This window comes from Glaciimonas sp. CA11.2, assembly GCF_034314045.1.
Lineage (GTDB): Bacteria > Pseudomonadota > Gammaproteobacteria > Burkholderiales > Burkholderiaceae_D > Glaciimonas.
Window position 1 is genome coordinate 4665900 of the sequence record NZ_JAVIWL010000001.1, and the last position, 19335, is coordinate 4685234.

The following is a 19335-nucleotide window of genomic DNA, read 5'->3' on the forward strand; positions in this document are numbered from 1 at the left end:
ATGGGCTGATAGCGCGGCAGATCAAGTCAGCGCTTACACTTAAAAAAGAGGTTGGTTCAAAACACTTACAAAAGTGTCATGCGACATCGCTCGAGTAATGGAATTGGGTAAAGAATGACGTCCACGCCGCTTTCAACCTGTGATATCCGCGCTATTTGCGTCTGATGTTCTAGCGCGAGGACATCCATTGAGGATTAGGCTGAAGTTGCGCTCCTCCCTTAAAAACTCGATGCCGTCAAAATTACTTCATCGACGCCCATTTCAAGCTCTTTAAGGGCTACCGCTCGAATTAAGGGTTTGTTATCCAAAAAGGCGCTGACCAATTGGTCTCGAGTGAGACTACTTGCCGGATTTTTTGTTAAATGCCGTAACGCCTCGGCTAGCACCGTACATGTCACTGTTCCTCCCTCAAATGGCACAGCGAACGTAATCTCGGTATTTTTTCCATTAACTAGCATATAGCCCGCTTCTTGAAAAATTTCTATTCACTCATCAAAAGCAACCTGAATTATGGATTCGATCGCCTGAACGCATACAAGACAAATACAACTATCGTATTTAAATATTAAGTGAACGTAGAGAGGTCAAGTTGGATGTCCGCTTTAGCGTTTTCGAGGGCTGCATGGTTTGCAGTGCCGTGAGTGGGCAGTCCTTCCGCAATATTTGCCCGAGTCCACGATATTTTTGTTTCACCATCTTTACTGATTGAATATTCAGCTGCCCAAACGTCACCAATAGGCACAGCACGCGTATGTATCTCATAACCTTCGTAGTTAGTGGTTGTAATGGCGCTCATATCGCTCTCCTTAAAAGAAAAATACACTCGTTTGTATTTTTTTAGATAACGTAGTTATCAAACAATTATTTTCAACAGTATTTACTATTACCATAAGGAGAATACTCGCAATACGCAAAGCCTCTCAAACTAGTGTCAATTATGGATTCCCTTAGAATAAGGCCTGCCAAAAGAAAACATCTTTCAATAAATTTTAATTGGGACTTGCCCAAATCCATTCCGAATATTCAACAATAAAGAGAATCAAACCTAGTCTAAACACGTTTGAGATGTAACAATATAGGGCTGTTTTATTTCATTTTGAAGAGGGCTGGATCCGCTTTTTTATGAATCTAGCTTATTGGCAGAGACAGGATTACCGGCGCACTGTGAACGGCTGGCGCCAGGCAAAATGCGGGTTTCATCGTCAAGCATGACTAAACTACGGAAAAGTATGAAAGAAAACGGCCAGAGCAAAGCCATACTGGGCGCCATCCTAGGAGGAATAACAGGATTGGTTTTAATTTCAAGCGCGGTTGCACAAGACTCGACCACGTCTGATGTTGATGAGTTTCCTCAGCGCATAATGGGTGATTTAGGCGTAGGTGTGTACGAGGCACCCAGCGAAATACACGGAGAAATACGTGGTAAACGTAGTTCAACCCTGATATTGCCGTACGCCTATCTTGACTATGGCCGGTTATTTGCGCGGGTCGATACCTTCGGCATAAAAACGGTCAAAATGGGGTATGGCTATCTGGAACTCACTGGTCGTGTCAGTTTTGATGGTTTTAAAACTTCCAACTCAACGCTAAGAGGTTTGACCGAACGCAAAAATGGGATTCCCTTAGGTATTGGCACTTTTCAGGAAACTCCGGTTGGTGCGTTCTTTCTGAACGCTTTTTACGACGTCAACAAATCGCATGGCACGTTGCTGGAAGCCATCTATGCAGGTGAAATAAAGGCTGGCCCGGTTAACTTTTACCCACAAATCGGTGCTGAATATCGCAGTGCAAATTTCGTTAATTATTACTACGGCATTACACCAGCCGAATCTGCCGCTAATAAACGTTACGCTGCCTATCAAGGCAAAGGCACAACAAATCCACTCGTGGCACTACAGGTCGAAATTCCTATTAATGCAACCTGGGTTGTCAACGTATACGGGCGCTATAAGTGGCTCGGCAATGGCATCACCAACAGTCCCATCGTCGACAAGAGGACGGCTCAAAGTTACTTTGTATCACTAGCTTATCGATTTAAGTAATTGCAAAATATAAAGGCAACTTAATCGCGTAGTTTTAAAACGCACAAGGCGGTTTATCAGATCGCATTCCTTTAGATAGGTTGACGAAAGCGGCACTCCGCTTAAGTCAGCTATCATCAATAGTAGAAAGTAAGCCTCTATTTTTAAAGCTCCCTTTCAACATTAGCAGTCTTTTTTTGGAGAACGATCATGACTAAGCAAATAATTGGTGTAATTGGATTGGCCGTAATGGGTCGTAATCTTGCACTAAATATTGAAAGCCGAGGCCATTCGGTCTCCGTCTATAACCGTAGTGCTGAAAAAACTGATTCGCTGGTCGCAGAATTTCCAGACCGCAATCTTGTTGCAACGTATTCTCTCAAAGAGTTCATCGATTCGCTCGAGAAGCCGCGCCGCGTCCTGTTAATGGTCAAAGCCGGTTCGGCGACTGATGAGACGATTGCTGCCGTCAAGCCGTTATTGGATAACGGCGACATCCTGATCGATGGTGGGAACACGCATTTTACCGATACCATTCGGCGCAACGACGATCTGGCCAAATCGGGTATTCACTTTATTGGCACCGGCGTATCCGGTGGCGAGGAAGGTGCGCTTAAAGGCCCCGCCATTATGCCGGGCGGGCAGCGCGAAGCTTACGATCTGGTCGCACCGATACTGACCGAAATCGCTGCCAAAGCGGCGGACGGCGTGCCCTGCGTAGGCTATATCGGCCCCAATGGCGCCGGACATTTTGTGAAGATGGTCCACAATGGGATTGAGTATGGCGACATGCAACTCATCGCAGAAAGTTACGCGGTCTTAAAAAACGTCATTGGCCTATCGAATCAAGAGCTAAGCCAGGTATATTCAGACTGGAACAAGGGTGAACTCAATAGTTACCTGATAGAAATCACTTCCCAGATTTTTGCAAAAAAAGACACCGATACCGATAAAGATTTGGTAGACGTCATCCTGGATCGGGCTGCACAAAAAGGCACCGGAAAATGGACCAGCCAAAATGCGCTGGATTTAGGCGCGCCGCTACCTCTTATCACTGAAGCAGTTTTTGCGCGCGTCTTATCGTCGCTCAAAGACGAACGAGTAGCAGCAAGCAAAAAACTGTCAGGACCGCTGCAACAAACCTATAACGGTGATCGCAAAGCACTGATTGACGCTGTGCAACGTGCGCTGTATTTCAGCAAAATCATTTCATACGCACAGGGCTTTGCACAGTTGCGTGCAGCATCGAATGAATACAAATGGGATCTGGACTACGGGAACATCGCTAAAATTTTCCGTGCCGGTTGCATCATCCGCGCCAGTTTTTTGCAAAAAATTATGGAGGCGTACGCTACTAACAAACAGTTGGCTAATCTGCTGCTGGATGACTACTTTTCCGAGATCGCAGAAAAATACCAATCCGCACTGCGCGAGGTTGTGATCGCTGCACTCAACGCTGGTGTGCCGGTCCCCGCGTTCTCGTCCGCGATTGCTTATTTTGATGCGTATCGAACCGAACGGCTTCCGGCCAATCTAATTCAGGCACAACGCGACTTTTTTGGCGCGCACACGTTCGAGCGGATTGATAAAAAGGGCAGCTTTCACGCTAGTTGGCCTTAATACACAAGAACGCACCAACGGTGACCTGTCGTCTCTTTATTTTTATTTGGTTTGTTTGCAATCGGCACAACTATGATTTAACTCATCGAACAAAACCTGTTTTCGGCCCATTAATCTGGCGCATTAATGTGCACCTTAATGCGCCTGTACAGGTTAAATAACGAAAGAAATGTATGCCAGTGATAAAAAAAGCAGCGGAAGAAAAAAAACAGCAACAATTAACAGAAATGGTGAAGTTCGCACACGACAGACTTCCACCCGACGTTTTTGCTACGATGCAGCCCTTTATGGCAAATTACTATTCTCAAGTTGGTGAGGAACAGGTACAAAGTCGCAATATCAGTGATCTGTATGGTGCTGTAATGTCCCACTGGCAATTTGCACGACATTTTAAAACAGGCGCGCCCCGCGTGCGTATTTATAATCCCCAAATCGATGAGCACGGCTGGGAATCAGCCCATAGCGTCATCGAAATCGTCAACGACGACATGCCCTTTCTGGTGGACTCGGTAACCACCGAAATTAATCGCCTTGGACTCACGTTGCACGCTGCCATCCATCCGGTATTCCGTGTCTGGCGTGATGCTTCCGGCCAGGTCGAAAGAATTCAGGCTGCTACTGACATCAGCGCAAAAATCGATGAGCAACACAACGCACCAAAGCTGGAATCCTACATACATTTTGAGATTGACCGGTGTACCGAGCCTCATAAGCTTGAAGAAATTTTAACTGGCGTCAAAAAGGTACTAAGTGATGTACGGGCAGCAGTTGAAGATTGGCACGGCATGATGACCAGCGCCACGGCCGCAGTCACTGAACTAAATGATCAGCCCGGCAAGGATGACACGCAACAGGCCGAAATCGACGAAGGCCGCGCTTTTCTGGAATGGATGATCAATGATCACTTCACGTTTCTAGGCTGCCGCGATTATGAGCTAGTCATCAACGCTGGTGAAAATTATTTGCAGGCAGTTGCGGGCTCAGGTCTCGGAATATTGCGCGATTCACTGCGGGATACCACGCGGTCGTCGGATAGCGCTGACATGACTAAATTACCAAGCGGCGCGCAAGCGATTATCGACTCTCCTTCCCCTGTTTTTATCACCAAAGCTGATTCTCGCGCTACCGTGCATCGCCCCGGCTATCTGGATTACGTCGGTGTCAAACGGTACGATACTGGAGGCAAAGTGATCGGCGAACGGCGCTTTGTCGGCCTTTATACCTCAACCGCGTACATGGTTACTACTAGCGATATCCCGATCATACGGCGCAAGGTGGCGAAGGTGCGGGAGCGTGCAAGCTTTGTACCAAAGGGGCATCTGGCAAAAACGCTTACGACTATACTTGAACAATATCCACGCGACGAATTGTTTCAAGTTGATGAAGACAATTTGTACGATACCGCCATAGGTATTCTCCGGCTTGAAGAGCGCCAGCGCACACGCCTATTTGTACGCCGCGACGCATTCGGCCGTTACGTATCCTGCTTGGTGTACGTGCCGCGTGACAAATTCAATACAGAACTACGCGTCCGTATCCAAACTTTATTGCTCGACGCATTCAATGGCTTGAGTATCGAATTCACTCCATTGTTGTCCGATTCCGTATTGGCACGTATCCAGTTCACAGTGCGTACCGAAGCTGGTACGGTAACTAATACTGATATTAGCGAACTTGAAACCAAGATTGTGCAAGCCACACGCCGCTGGCAGGACGATCTAGCCGATGCATTGCTGGAAAACCGTGGTGAGGAACATGGCAACCGATTATTGCGCCGTTATGCGGCTTCATTTCCGGCTGGCTTCCGTGAGGATTATGCAGCGCGTGCCACAGTGCGAGATATCGAATTAATGGAACTGGCACAACAGCGGGCCGGACTGGCGATGAATCTATATCGCCCTATCGAAGCTGCTGCTTCGTCCTTACGCCTGAAGATATACCACTCCGGCAAACCAATCGCCCTCTCGCAGAGCTTACCGATGCTGGAACATATGGGTGTTAAGGTGCAGGAAGAACGCCCTTATCGGATTGAAGTGCAAGATGCGGCTCCCGTATGGATTCATGATTTTGGTATGCAAACTGCAGATGGCGGGGAGGTCGAGATCGACCGCATCAAAGACATATTTGAAGATGCATTCGCCCATGTATGGAATGGCGAAGCCGATAATGACGACCTGAACCGACTGGTATTCGGCGCCCAACTCAATTGGCGCGAAGTGACGATATTACGTGCTTACGCACGCTATTTACGTCAGGTCGGCTCAACCTTTAGCAATGCGTACATCGAACAAGCTTTGACCGGCAATCCGTCGATTGCCCGCAAATTGGTAGAGCTGTTTATCGCGCGCTTCGATCCCGCAGCTAACATTAAGGGTGGTCGCCCTGACCAAGTCCGCATAGATACCCTTTTGCAGCAGACCGAAGAGGCGATGGATCAGGTTCCTAACCTGGATGAAGACCGCATTCTAAGACAATTTTTAGGGGTCATTCAAGCGACGTTACGCACCAATTATTTTCAGCGCGACGTCAATGGTAAACCGAAACCATACTTATCATTCAAGTTCGACCCAGCCAAGGTCCCGGGACTACCGGCTCCGAAGCCGATGTTCGAAATTTGGGTCTATTCGCCGCGTTTCGAGGGCGTCCATTTAAGAGGTGGCAAAGTGGCCCGCGGTGGATTGCGCTGGTCGGATCGACGCGAAGACTTCAGGACCGAAGTATTGGGACTGGTGAAAGCGCAAATGGTGAAGAACGCGGTCATTGTGCCAGTTGGATCAAAAGGTGGGTTCGTACTGAAAAATGCGCCGCCAGCCTCGGACCGCGAAGCCTATTTAAAAGAAGGTATCGCCTGCTATCAGAATTTTTTACGCGGCTTGCTTGATCTGACCGATAATTTAGTTGGTGGCAAAGTCGTACCACCCACGGACGTCGTACGGTATGACGCGGATGATCCTTATCTGGTCGTTGCCGCAGATAAAGGCACGGCGACTTTTTCCGATTTCGCCAATGCTATTTCTGCCGAATATGGATTCTGGCTCACTGACGCGTTTGCCTCCGGCGGCTCCGTGGGTTACGACCATAAAAAAATGGGCATTACGGCCCGCGGTGCGTGGGAAGCGGTCAAACGCCACTTCCGCGAAATTGGTGTCAACACGCAAGAACAGGATTTTACTGTTGCCGGGATCGGGGATATGTCGGGGGATGTGTTTGGTAACGGAATGCTGTTATCCAATCACATTAAACTCGTGGCTGCTTTCGATCATCGTCATATATTTCTCGACCCTAACCCGGATACTGCTGCAAGCTTTGCCGAACGCGCACGCTTATTCGTCTTGCCGCGCTCCAGTTGGGCAGACTATGATGCCAAATTGCTGTCCGTCGGCGGGGGCATTTATCCCCGGTCGTTGAAGACCGTTCCGCTCTCGCCGGAAGTCCGCGCTGCACTTGGGGTTACCGCTACCGAGTTGGCACCTACCGATTTAATACATGCCATTCTGGTCGCTCCGGTAGACATGCTGTACAACGGCGGTATCGGCACTTATGTCAAAGCCGGTTACGAATCCCACGCACAGGTCGGTGATCGTGCCAATGACGCCATCAGGGTTAACGGCGCGCAACTACAATGCAAAGTGGTGGCTGAGGGCGGCAACTTGGGACTAACCCAATTCGGGCGCATCGAATTCGCCCAAAAAGGTGGACGGATCTGCACCGATGCCATCGACAATTCCGCTGGTGTTGATTGCTCAGACCATGAAGTCAATATCAAGATTTTGCTGGGACTAGTGGTGACCGAAGGCGAGATGACCGAGAAGCAACGCAACAAATTGCTCGCCGAGATGACCGACGAGGTGGGCAAACAGGTGTTGACCGACAACTACTACCAAACCCAGGCCCTGTCTGTCGCCGGTCGTTGCGCCGCATCACTACTTGAACCGGAAGCACGTCTGATCCGTTATCTTGAGCGCGCAGGACGACTTGACCGTACGGTCGAATTTTTACCCTCGGAGGAGGCTATCGCCGAGCGCAAGACTGCCAAGCAAGGACTAACCACGCCTGAACGTGCTGTGCTGATGGCCTACAACAAAATGTGGTTGTACGAAACCACGCTGGCCTCGGATTTACTGGATGATCAGTTTATTAGTCGCGCACTGGCACAATACTTTCCGCAACCATTGCGCGAACGTTATCCTGACGTGATGTCGCGTCATCCGCTGGCACGCGAAATCATTGCGACTTACGTGGTGAATACGTTCACCAACCGGGTCGGGACCACTTTTGTGCATCAACTTAGCGAGGAAAGTGGCGCCAGTCCAACCGATGTGATCAGAGCCTCCATCATCGCGCGCGACGTTTTTGGTTTCGAGGACATCTGGAGCGATATCGACGCACTGGACAATGTCGTACCCGACGCGCTGCAAGCTCAAATGTTTATTGCGGTCGGCCGCCTTATCGAGCAAGCCAGCTTCTGGTTCTTGCATCGTCATGCCACCGCAGAGACGATTGAAGCCATGGTCGCCCGTTTCCGCCCTGCCGCGGATCAGCTTGGCCCTATATTGGTTTCATTGCTGACAGCCACAGATGCAGAAGCGCTAAAAGCGAAACAAGCGGCATTGATGCAAGCAGGCGTATCGGAAACGCTGGCGCGGCGCGTAGCAAGTGCTGAGCTGATCGGTGCCGTACTCGATATAGCAGAAGTGGCTACCGTGACGGGTCGTAGTCTGGAGCTTGTGGCGCAAGTTTATTTCGCCCTCGACCTCAATCTTAACTTCGGATGGATGCGAGAGCGTGCGGCCACACTACCGGTCGATACGCATTGGCAGACACTTGCCCGCACCGCTTTGCAAAGTGATTTAACCACGCTGCAACGCGCCCTGACGGCAAATGTTATCCAACTCTCGCCTACTCTCGACCAATCCCCGGAAATGGTCGAAGTCTGGCAATCTGCCAATCGTCCACAATTAGAGCGCTACCGTCGCCTGTTGATCGATTTTCAGTTGGGGGGAAATGTCGATTTGGCGATGCTTTCTGTAGCAGCGCGCGAGATGCGAGCGATAGAAACGAAATAAGGCTGTCCACAAAAAAACAAAGACTGCCAAAAGCAGTCTTTGTTGAATGTTCCCCATCATCAGGATATCTTCTTCACCCTTTCACACTTTCACGCTAAATAGCTCCCGGCGATCAACCTTTTTCAGCGCCAGAATGAGGATGTATAAAAGATCGCCTTCGATCTCACACTAATCTTCTTCCATTGCCGCCGAGTAAGTCCCCAAAACTGCTGCACTATTCAAGCGGGCGCGTCGGTACAGCGCCTGTTGCGCGACCTCCTTATTCGCAAGTTCGCCTGCCCACGCCTGAATCGCCGTCGATTGCAGCGCTCGACCGTAAGAAAAGCTGACATTCCAAGGGTGCTTTATCTGAGCATTCATCGCATTAAGATTCGCTGTCGCGGCTGCGTCCGTTTGGCCGCCTGAAAGAAAGTTAATACCCGGCACTGCTGCCGGGACGGTACGGCGAAAACAGGTCAGCGTTGCCTGAGCAATTTGCTGTGGCGACGCTTGCACTTTACAGAGTGAACCCGGCACCACCATATTCGGCTTCAAAATCATCAATTCAAGCATGACCCGCTGGGCATGCAGAGCGTGAAATACGGTGTGTAAAACACGTTCAGTAATACTGCCACATGTCTCCAGCGTATGATCGCCGTCCATCAATATTTCTGGCTCAACAATCGGTACCAAACCGGCTGACTGGCAAATGGCCGCATACCGCGCCAAAACATAGGCGTTGGCGGCAATCCCTTGCGCCGACGGAAGCCCTTCATCGATCGTTAATACGGCCCGCCATTTAGCAAATCGCGCACCTAAATGCTTGTAGTCATTTAGGCGCTTCGCCAAGCCATCCAAACCTTCCGTGATTTTTTCTTCGGGAAACCCGGGTAATGAAACCGTACCGATGTCGACCTTAATACCGGGTATCATGCCCTGTGTTTTTAATAAGTCCGGCAGTGGAACGCCGACGGTATTTTTTTGCTTCAGCGTCTCGTCGAAAAGAATCACGCCACTGATGAACTCACTTAACCCAGGCGTAGAAAACAATAGCTCCCGATAATCGCGTCGACTTTCTTGCGTGGAAACCACGTTCACGGCTTTAAAACGCTTCTCGATAGTACCAACACTCTCATCAGCGGCGAGAATCCCTTTACCCGGCGCGATGAGTGCTGCGACCGTGCTTTCAAGATCGTGTTCAAGAATCGACATACTGCCTCCAGTAATTTTATCAGCCGTGTTCTTCACTTATAAAATACGTTAACGTTGCAATGTAATCTGAGTGTGGCCTGAAATTAAAATCAATTTATCGCATCGACCAATGTAAGCTTGCTTACGGTTACTCTCCGGGCGCGACACCTTTTATATTGGCCAAAATAGTAAAGATATCCATCGGCACCGGGAAAATAATAGTCGAACTTTTATCTCCGGCAATAGCAGTTAATGTTTGCAGATAACGCAACTGCATGGCTTGTGGCTGTTGCGCCAGCATTTGCGCCGCTTGCAGGAGTTTTTCCGAGGCTTGTAACTCGCCTTCCGCATGGATAATTTTAGCTCGCCGTTCGCGTTCGGCCTCAGCTTGGCGTGCAATGGCGCGAATCATCGTTTCATTGATATCTACGTGCTTTATCTCGACAGTTGACACCTTGATGCCCCATGCATCGGTTTGCGTGTCCAGCACTTTCTGGATGTCGAGGTTGAGCCTTTCGCGTTCGGATAACAGTTCATCCAATTCGTGCTTACCAAGCACCGAACGTAACGTTGTCTGCGCTAATTGACTAGTGGCGTCGAGAAACTTGACCACCTGAATTACCGACTTCTCTGGATCAACGATACGAAAATACACCACCGCATTAACCTTTACGGAAACGTTATCACGCGTGATGACATCCTGCGGTGGCACATCAAACACCACCGTGCGTAAATCTACCCTCACCATTTGCTGGACTACCGGAATCAGTAATACTAACCCTGGCCCCTTCACTTTCCAAAACCGTCCCAACATAAAAATCACACCGCGTTCATACTCACGCATGATGCGCACTGACGTAACGAGCAATACCGCGACGATCAGAAATACAATGCCACCGAATCCAAATCCGAGTGTCATATCAACTCTCCTGGTTCCACCTCATTGATCGGCACCACCGCCAATATCAGGCCAGTGCGGGAAACCACCCGCACCCGCTGCCCTTTCGCCAGTGTCACCATGCTTTGCGCCCGCCATTGCTCGCTGCGAACCCGCGCCCAACCTTCACTAATGACGCCATCAGATTGCATATCATTGAGCATGATTCCGGTACTGCCCAGCAATTGTTCCGCTCCGCTGACCACCGGCCGTCGTCGTGATTTCAGCACCGCGTTAGAGACGAAATAGACAAATAACGTGGCGACAATGGCCAACGCGACAATCAAAGACAACGGAATGCCAAAACCTGGTTGATCCGTGTCGATCAACATCGTAGCGCCGAATCCGAACGCAATCAGGCCACCGATTCCGACGACGCCAAACGTAGGAAGGAATACTTCCGCCACCAAAAATCCCAGGCCAAGCAGAATGAGTCCCAACCCGGCGTAATTTACCGGCAACATTTGTAAGGCGAATAAACCAAGCAATAAACAAATGGCACCGATCACACCCGGCAGTACGATTCCTGGATTAGTGAACTCAAAAATCAACCCGAAAATTCCCACCATCAATAACATGAGCGCTGTTCCTGGATCGGTGAGAACAGCCAGAAATCGCGTTCTGTCATCCAGCTTTATCGTCTTAATGTCCGCACCGACGGTATGCAAAACGTGATTACCATCAGCAGTACTGACCTGGCGCCCATCCAACTTGTGTAACAGATCCGGCACATCCTGAGCGATGAGGTCGATCACTTTTTGCGTCAGTGCTTCATTCGAGGACAGACTGACCGCCTCGCGCACCGCACGCTCCGCCCATACCGCATTGCGACCACGCAGTTGCGCCAGACCGCGGATATACGCTGCTGCATCATGCATTTGCTTTCGATGCAACGTACTTTCATTATCGGACGGCAACTCCGTCTTAGCCGTACCGGCCCCTAAATTACCAGCGTCTTGTTTGGATTTTTGCTGTTGCGGTGGTCGCGTACGGTCCGGTATACCAACCTGAATCGGGCTGGCTGCACCAAGATTTGTACCGGGTGCCATCGCTGCAATATGACTGGCATAGAGAATAAAAGTCCCTGCACTTGCCGCACGTGCCCCGCCGGGCGCAACAAAACTCGCAACTGGCACTGGCGAAGCCAGTATCGTCTGAATAATCTGCCGCATCGATATATCAAGGCCGCCGGGTGTATCCATTTGCAGGACAATTAATTGCGCACCGGATTTTTGCGCTAGCAGAATGTGTCGATCAATAAAATCCGCACTTGCCGGTCCGATCGCTCCATTGACCGGAATCACCACCACAGCAGACGTCGCAGCAGACGTCGCAGCAACGCCGCAATGAAGGGCAAAGCCGAAACCAATAACGAGAATCGTTTTCAGAAACTTCAGCATAATGACGCGAAGTATTGTTGAAAGATTGTTAGAAAATGGTTTGTATGTAAGCTGTTATAAGACCATCTAAAACAAAAAAATATCCCCAAACCTGCGATTTATTATCAAAAAAACAAAATTTATACAGAGAGAAGTTAGTTTCTGCTCCATTTTTATGCATGCCGCTTGTTGCTTGTCCTAACATTCAAGGCACGCATAAAGGTCAGCAATCCCTGACAACGGTAAGTTATGTGGCTAGTGGCTAGTGGCTGGAGGCTGGCCGTTAGCCAAGCCAACGAAAAAAAGATTACGCTATCGGCTCTGAAACGCATCCGTGGTGGACGGGTCTTAACATCCCCAACCCACGGAATACCTAAAATTTGCGGTTACGTTGCCATTTTGCAATTTTCATTGCAGCAGTAGCGGAAATCCAACGTTAAGACGCGTCTTTTGGAATAGAAGAAAATATCCCCTCCGATTGTGCATCTGCATGATAAGACGAGCGCACCATCGGCCCCGACGCCACGCGTGAGTAACCTAACTTTAGCGCTACGACTCGCAAAGCCTCGAACTCTGCCGGAGTGACATACCTTGCGACCGGCAAGTGATGCGGGCTGGGTTGTAGATATTGTCCGAGAGTTAGCATATCAACCTGATGATCTCGCAAATCCTGCATCACGACTTCGATCTCTTCAATCGTCTCGCCCAAGCCCAACATTAGCCCTGATTTTGTTGCGACATGCGGATGGCGTTGTTTAAAACGCTGCAGTAATTCTAGCGAATTACGGTAATCTGCACCGGGACGCGCTTCACGGTAAAGACGCGGGATTGTTTCGAGGTTATGATTAAAAACATCGGGCGTGGCCTGCCCAAGGATTTCAAGGGCTACATCAACCCGTCCACGAAAATCGGGCGTCAGAATTTCAATCTTTATACCTGGACTCAACGCTCTGGTATGTTGGATGCAATCAACAAAATGCGCTGCACCGCCATCGCGTAAGTCATCCCGGTCAACCGACGTAATGACGACATAAGATAATCCCATTGCCTTGATTGTTTGCGCCAGATTTTTCGGTTCTTCAACATCCAGCGGATTGGGGCGACCGTGACCAACATCACAAAACGGGCAGCGTCGGGTACAAATATCACCCATGATCATAAAAGTCGCCGTGCCGCTTTTAAAGCATTCTCCAATATTAGGACAATTCGCTTCTTCACAGACTGTGTGCAAGTGGTTTTCGCGGAGTATCTCTTTTAAGCGCAACACTTCACGGGTGCCAGTAAACTGCGCCCGAATCCACGCTGGTTTGCGCAAGTATTGCGCCGGTTCAGTCGGCACAATCTTGATTGGAATGCGCGCCATCTTTTCTGCACCGCGAAGTTTTTCGCCCGCCTCTACCGGCCGCCGTGCTACATTGGATTCACGGATGATGATGGGTTCACGCATTACTTCTCCTCTTTTCGATTTGTCCGAATTCTGCTTTGCCTCTGATTTTCCTTTGCCGGACTAAAAAACTTGTTCATCCGCTTTATTCATCCGCTTTACATTACCTCTCAGAAGATTTAATCCATCAACCGCGGTAGTAACGTTGCGGAACGAAAGGTGTTTTCGCAACCACAACCGGTATCGGTTTGCCGCGTACGATGGCGTGTAACGTCGTGCCGACAGTCGCATGCGCCGACTCAACATAGCCCATTGCGACCGGACCGCCTAATGTCGGTCCAAATCCGCCGCTGGTCACTTTGCCGACAATCTCGCCGTTTGCATTGATAACCTCGGCCCCTTCACGTACTGGCATCCGGTCTTGCGGCAACAGCCCAACGCGTTTCCGCGCAACGCCTTCTGCAAGCTGACGCAGGATGATCTCGGCGCCAGGATAACCACCTGCGCGTGGTTGGTCAGCGCGACGTACTTTCGAGAGCGCCCATGCCAGACTCGCTTCCACCGGCGTAATATTGGCATCCATATCGTGGCCATACAAGCAAAGCCCTGCTTCTAATCGCAAAGAATCGCGTGCGCCCAGACCAATAGGCGCGACCTCCGGTTGCGATAACAAAACACGTGCGAGCGCTTCTGCGTGATGGTTTGGTACCGATATTTCAAATCCATCCTCACCCGTGTAACCGGAACGACTAACAAAGCAATTCACGCCCGCCAGCATCACAGTGGCGGTCTGCATAAATATCATTTGGGCAGTGTTGGGAGCAAGCCGGGCCAAGACCTTTGCTGCTAGCGGTCCTTGCAACGCGAGCAATGCTCTGTCATTCAATTCTTCAACGCTGCAATGTTCGGATAGGTGTTTTTGCAGATGCGCCAAATCTTGTTGTTTGCAGGCAGCATTGACGACCAACAGTAAATGATCCCCCGAATTCGCCACCATCAGATCGTCGAGAATGCCGCCGCTGGCGTTGGTAAACACGGCGTAGCGCTGCGTATTGACAGCAAGATCAATGATATCAACCGGCACCAGAGTTTCCAGCGCCGCCGCCGCATGTGCGCCACTCAGTCGCACTTGCCCCATATGCGAAACATCAAACAAACCTGCTTGCGTGCGAGTATGGGTATGTTCTTTCAAAACACCAGTTGGATACTGCACCGGCATTTGATAGCCAGCAAACGGCACCATCTTCGCGCCCAACTCAAGATGCAGGTCATACAACGGCGTACGTGCCAGAGATTGTGAATTGGACTCCATAAGATTTTCCTTTTTTTAGAAAAGAGCGTATCGCCTTGTTAACGACGTACCGAGAAAGCGGATCAATATGGTCAGAAGTGGCCCTTGAACAGCGCGCAATTTAAGGACCGTGAACACCAAAGTGCAAGCAACGTTCAATCATTTGGTCAACAGTTAATCTGCACTTTCAGCACTCAATAACATTCACGGCAAGCCCGCCACGTGATGTTTCCTTGTATTTTGTTTTCATATCCGCGCCGGTATCGCGCATGGTCTTGATCACATTATCGAGCGAAACATGGTGTCGTCCATCGCCTCGCAAAGCCATCCGCGCTGCATTAATTGCCTTGACGGAACCCATCGCATTACGCTCGATACAAGGGACCTGGACCAGTCCACCAATTGGATCGCAGGTCAACCCGAGATTGTGTTCCATCCCAATTTCTGCCGCGTTTTCAACTTGTGCAGGGCTACCGCCCATCACTTCCGCCAACGCGCCCGCAGCCATCGAACAAGCGACGCCGACTTCGCCCTGACAACCGACTTCAGCCCCGGAGATGGATGCGTTTTCTTTGTACAGAATACCAATCGCGGCAGCTGTCAGCAAAAAACGCACAACACCGTCGTCATTTGCACCGGGTACAAAGCGCGTGTAGTAATGCAGCACCGCTGGAATAATGCCCGCCGCGCCGTTGGTCGGTGCCGTGACTACACGTCCACCGGCAGCGTTTTCTTCATTGACCGCCAACGCGTAAAGATTAACCCAGTCGAGTGTCGTTAATGGATCGCGCAGACTACGTTCTCCTTGCGTCGACAACGTGCGGAACAACTCGGCGGCCCGGCGTCGTACTTGCATCGGGCCGGGCAGAACGCCTTCTTCCTGACAGCCACGTTTGACACAATCCTGCATCACCTGCCAAATATTCATCAAGCCAGCACGGATTTGTTGCTCGGAGCGCCATACTTTTTCGTTTTCCAGCATTAGCTGACTAACCGATAGTTGATTACGCTGGCAGTGATCAAGCAATTCTGCGCCGCTATGGAACGCATAAGGCTGAACCGTAGTGTCGGACACAATCCGATCCTCGCCGGCGGCGTTTTCATTGACCACAAAGCCGCCACCGACGGAGTAATACACCTTGTTGACTATTTCGCTACCATCACTATCCAATGCTGTAAAGCGCATACCATTTGGGTGATACGGCAAGGTGCGCTGCCGATACATTAATAGATGCTCTTTTTCAACGAAAGCAACTTGCTTGATACCGAGTAAATCAATACTTGCCGCGCTGCGAATGTGCGCAAGCTTAGCGGCGATGGTATTAATATCGACCAGATCGGGCGTTTCTCCCAGCAAGCCTAACAGTACCGCCTTGTCGCTGCCGTGGCCCTTACCTGTCGCACCGAGCGAGCCGTATAGCTCAGCTTTGACCGTGGCGGTGCGATTCAGCAAACCGTTGGCTTGCAGCCCGGTGACGAACAACGCAGCCGCACGCATCGGTCCCACTGTATGCGAGCTTGAAGGACCGATGCCGATTTTAAATAGTTCAAATATGCTGATAGCCATCTTGATTTACTCGTAATCCGACAGCGGCGGGCAAGAACACACGAGATTACGATCACCGTATACATTATCAACTCGGCCAACCGGCGGCCAATACTTGCTGGTCTTTTTCAGTGATGCTATTGGGAATACGGCCTGTTCACGTGTGTACGCACGATCCCAGTCTTCTGTCAGATCCAAGGCAGTGTGCGGTGCATGCCTGAGTGGGCTACTTTCAGCAGTCATGCGTTCATCCTCAATCTCCTTAATTTCATGCCGAATCGCAATCATTGCCGCACAAAAACGATCCAGTTCTCCCTTTGATTCACTTTCGGTGGGCTCAATCATCAACGTTCCTGCTACGGGAAACGACATCGTTGGCGCATGGAAGCCAAAATCGATAAGACGTTTCGCCACATCGTCGACGGTCACCCCCGTTTTATCTTTCAATGGCCGCAAATCGATGATGCACTCATGCGCCACGATACCGTCTCTGCCAGCATACAAAATCGGATAATGCGGCGCGAGACAATGGGCGATATAGTTGGCATTCAGAATCGCGATTTGACTGGCTTGTTTAAGACCGCGACTTCCCATCATCGTGATGTAGGCCCAACTGATCGGCAGAATATTGGCACTGCCCCATGGCGCAGCGGCGACCGGCGCAATACCTGTTTCGAGCAGTCCATGCCCAGGCAAAAATGGCGCAAGATGGGCCTTCACGCCGATGGGACCAACGCCCGGGCCACCACCGCCGTGCGGAATACAAAATGTTTTGTGTAGATTCAAATGCGATACATCACCACCAAAATGGCCCGGTGCACACAAACCGACCATAGCATTCATGTTCGCACCGTCAATATAGACCTGACCGCCATGTGTATGAATAATGTCGCAGATTTCGCGGATAGCTTGTTCGAAAACACCGTGCGTCGATGGATACGTAATCATTAACGCAGCCAGCTCAGCCGCATGCAAATCGGCCTTGGCCTTTAAATCAACGACATCAACGTTGCCATTATCGTCGCAACGCACGACGACCACTTTCATACCCGCCATGTGTGCCGTGGCAGGATTAGTACCGTGTGCAGAACTTGGGATAAGGCAAACATTACGTTCGCCTTCACCGCGACTTTGGTGATAAGCGCGGATTGCCAGCAAGCCCGCATATTCACCTTGCGAACCGGCATTTGGCTGTAACGACACTGCGTCGTAACCAGTACAAACGCATAGCATTTGTTCCAGCTCCGTCACCAGTTGCTGATATCCCTGCGCCTGTTCGAGCGGCGCGAAGGGATGAATGGCACTGAACTCTTTCCATGTGATCGGAATCATTTCCGTGGTGGCATTCAGTTTCATCGTGCATGAGCCAAGCGGGATCATAGTGCGGTCAAGCGCCAGATCCTTGTCAGCCAGTGTGCGCAGATAGCGCATCATCTGGGTTTCAGAGTGGTGGCTATTGAATACCGGATGCGTCAAGAAATCACTGGTTCGAGTGTGCTCTGACGGAAGTCGATCATCAACCTCAGCTTCAACTTTTGCAAAGGAAAGCGTTGGATGGTCCTTGCGCGAAAAAATCCGCCACAACGTCTCGACATCCTCAGCCGTTGTCGTTTCATCAAATGAAAGGCCAATCTGATCAATCGCAGCTATCCGCAAGTTGATAGACTGCGCGCGCGCCGCTGCGTGGATCGCCTGGGTATGTCCGATAGTGCGCACGGTGAGTGTGTCGAAAAAATGAGGCGTCACCACCGCATAATCCAGCTGATTTAATCCCGCCGCACAGGTCGCTGCAAGACGATGGACCCGTTGCGCGATGGTCTTCAATCCGTGCGGCCCGTGATAGACCGCGTACATGCTGGCAATATTCGCTAACAACACCTGCGCAGTACAAATATTGCTGGTCGCTTTTTCACGCCGGATGTGCTGCTCCCGCGTTTGCATCGCCAGACGATACGCTTGGTCGCCACGGCTATCGATGGAAACACCGACAACGCGCCCCGGCATCATGCGTTTGTGTGTGTCCTTAGTTGCGAAGTACGCTGCATGTGGGCCGCCATAACCTAACGGCACGCCGAAGCGCTGGGACGAGCCAATGGCTACATCGGCACCAAATTCACCGGGCGGCGTCAATAAAGTTAACGCCAGCAAATCGGCGGCAACGATCACTAACGCGTCCTTACTGTGCGCGATGTCAACAGTTTTTGCGTAGTCGTGTATCTCACCGCTGAGGCTTGGATATTGCAATAGCAGGCCGAAACAATCGAGATCATTTAACGCCGTCAGATGATCACCTATCACGACATCAATATCTAGCGGCGCGGCGCGGGTTCTGATTACATCGATGGTTTGCGGGAAGCAGTCCTGGGATACAAAAAACGTATTGCTTTTGCTTTTCGATACGCGCTGGCAAAAGGTCATGGCCTCCGCCGCTGCCGTGGCCTCATCAAGTAATGACGCATTGGCAATCTCTAGCCCAGTCAAATCGGATACCATCGTTTGAAAGTTTAGTAACGCCTCCAAACGGCCTTGCGATATCTCTGGTTGATACGGCGTGTAAGCCGTGTACCAACCCGGATTTTCAAGTAAATTGCGTAGAATAACCGTAGGCGTATGGCAGTTGTAATAGCCCATCCCAATATAGGTTTTAAATACATGATTTTTAACTGCAATACTGCGTAGCGCCTCTAACGTCTCGACTTCATTGAGCGCACTGCGCAGATTTAATGGCGCGTCAGACAAAATAGCCGCTGGCACGACATTCTTTATCAACGCGTCGATCGACGTGTAACCCAGCGTCGCCAACATCCGTTGTTGGTCAGTCTCATCGGGGCCGATGTGCCGACCAACAAAATCCGTATGCTGCAATAAATCTTCAAACGTCGGCCGTATCTGAGTCATTGTATTCTCTCGCAATAGTTACT

12 protein-coding genes are annotated in these 19335 nt (G+C 50.4%); 3 read left to right on the forward strand and 9 right to left on the reverse strand.

Annotation, left to right across the window (positions count from 1 at the left end):
• Positions 1 to 218: 218 nt before the first annotated feature.
• A complete protein-coding gene (locus RGU75_RS20290; RefSeq protein WP_322239084.1) occupies positions 219 to 458 on the reverse strand; it encodes a DUF1488 family protein in 240 nt (79 codons plus the stop codon).
• A gap of 107 nt (positions 459 to 565) precedes the next feature.
• Positions 566 to 796, reverse strand: coding sequence for a hypothetical protein (locus RGU75_RS20295; RefSeq protein ID WP_322239086.1), 231 nt, complete (start codon positions 794 to 796; stop codon positions 566 to 568).
• Positions 797 to 1229: 433 nt separating this feature from the next.
• Here RGU75_RS20295 and RGU75_RS20300 point away from each other — a divergent pair, with 433 nt between their 5' ends.
• From RGU75_RS20300 to RGU75_RS20310, 3 genes are all read left to right on the forward strand, one after another.
• The gene (locus RGU75_RS20300) at positions 1230 to 2042 is read left to right on the forward strand and encodes a MipA/OmpV family protein (RefSeq protein ID WP_322239088.1); all 813 of its coding nucleotides are present in this window, start codon (positions 1230 to 1232) and stop codon (positions 2040 to 2042) included.
• Between the two features lie 189 nt (positions 2043 to 2231).
• Positions 2232 to 3641 carry an NADP-dependent phosphogluconate dehydrogenase gene (gndA, locus tag RGU75_RS20305; protein ID WP_322239089.1) on the forward strand — a complete coding sequence of 470 codons (1410 nt, stop codon included), beginning with the start codon at positions 2232 to 2234 and terminating at the stop codon, positions 3639 to 3641.
• A 182-nt stretch (positions 3642 to 3823) separates the two neighbouring features.
• On the forward strand, positions 3824 to 8707 hold the full coding sequence (locus RGU75_RS20310) for an NAD-glutamate dehydrogenase (protein WP_416186884.1): 4884 nt from the start codon (positions 3824 to 3826) through the stop codon (positions 8705 to 8707).
• A gap of 168 nt (positions 8708 to 8875) precedes the next feature.
• Here the strand turns inward: RGU75_RS20310 and RGU75_RS20315 are convergent, their stop codons facing one another.
• The 7 genes from RGU75_RS20315 to gcvP form a co-directional block, all read right to left on the reverse strand.
• Positions 8876 to 9898, reverse strand: a complete 1023-nt coding sequence (locus RGU75_RS20315) for a class I fructose-bisphosphate aldolase (RefSeq protein WP_322239093.1) — start codon at positions 9896 to 9898, stop codon at positions 8876 to 8878.
• A 127-nt stretch (positions 9899 to 10025) separates the two neighbouring features.
• Positions 10026 to 10796: a slipin family protein gene (locus RGU75_RS20320; protein ID WP_322239095.1), complete on the reverse strand. Its 771-nt coding sequence runs from the start codon at positions 10794 to 10796 to the stop codon at positions 10026 to 10028.
• A complete protein-coding gene (locus RGU75_RS20325; RefSeq protein ID WP_322239097.1) occupies positions 10793 to 12214 on the reverse strand; it encodes a nodulation protein NfeD in 1422 nt (473 codons plus the stop codon). The genes RGU75_RS20320 and RGU75_RS20325 overlap by 4 nt, the downstream gene beginning before the upstream one ends.
• A 415-nt stretch (positions 12215 to 12629) precedes the next feature.
• On the reverse strand, positions 12630 to 13640 hold the full coding sequence (gene lipA / locus RGU75_RS20330) for a lipoyl synthase (protein ID WP_322239099.1): 1011 nt from the start codon (positions 13638 to 13640) through the stop codon (positions 12630 to 12632).
• Positions 13641 to 13764: 124 nt separating this feature from the next.
• Positions 13765 to 14889, reverse strand: coding sequence for a glycine cleavage system aminomethyltransferase GcvT (gene gcvT / locus RGU75_RS20335; protein WP_322239101.1), 1125 nt, complete (start codon positions 14887 to 14889; stop codon positions 13765 to 13767).
• Between the two features lie 166 nt (positions 14890 to 15055).
• The gene (locus tag RGU75_RS20340; protein ID WP_322239103.1) at positions 15056 to 16435 is read right to left on the reverse strand and encodes an L-serine ammonia-lyase; all 1380 of its coding nucleotides are present in this window, start codon (positions 16433 to 16435) and stop codon (positions 15056 to 15058) included.
• A gap of 6 nt (positions 16436 to 16441) precedes the next feature.
• Positions 16442 to 19312, reverse strand: coding sequence for an aminomethyl-transferring glycine dehydrogenase (gene gcvP / locus RGU75_RS20345; RefSeq protein WP_322239105.1), 2871 nt, complete (start codon positions 19310 to 19312; stop codon positions 16442 to 16444).
• Positions 19313 to 19335: the final 23 nt, after the last annotated feature.

Bases quoted from the DNA above. Each gene is read 5' to 3' on its own strand.
- RGU75_RS20290 (WP_322239084.1), bottom strand. From the start codon at position 458: ATGCTAGTTAATGGAAAAAATACCGAGATTACGTTCGCTGTGCCATTT.
- RGU75_RS20295 (WP_322239086.1), bottom strand. From the start codon at position 796: ATGAGCGCCATTACAACCACTAACTACGAAGGTTATGAGATACATACG.
- RGU75_RS20300 (WP_322239088.1), top strand. From the start codon at position 1,230: ATGAAAGAAAACGGCCAGAGCAAAGCCATACTGGGCGCCATCCTAGGA.
- gndA (WP_322239089.1), top strand. From the start codon at position 2,232: ATGACTAAGCAAATAATTGGTGTAATTGGATTGGCCGTAATGGGTCGT.
- RGU75_RS20315 (WP_322239093.1), bottom strand. From the start codon at position 9,898: ATGTCGATTCTTGAACACGATCTTGAAAGCACGGTCGCAGCACTCATC.
- RGU75_RS20320 (WP_322239095.1), bottom strand. From the start codon at position 10,796: ATGACACTCGGATTTGGATTCGGTGGCATTGTATTTCTGATCGTCGCG.
- RGU75_RS20325 (WP_322239097.1), bottom strand. From the start codon at position 12,214: ATGCTGAAGTTTCTGAAAACGATTCTCGTTATTGGTTTCGGCTTTGCC.
- lipA (WP_322239099.1), bottom strand. From the start codon at position 13,640: ATGCGTGAACCCATCATCATCCGTGAATCCAATGTAGCACGGCGGCCG.
- gcvT (WP_322239101.1), bottom strand. From the start codon at position 14,889: ATGGAGTCCAATTCACAATCTCTGGCACGTACGCCGTTGTATGACCTG.
- RGU75_RS20340 (WP_322239103.1), bottom strand. From the start codon at position 16,435: ATGGCTATCAGCATATTTGAACTATTTAAAATCGGCATCGGTCCTTCA.
- gcvP (WP_322239105.1), bottom strand. From the start codon at position 19,312: ATGACTCAGATACGGCCGACGTTTGAAGATTTATTGCAGCATACGGAT.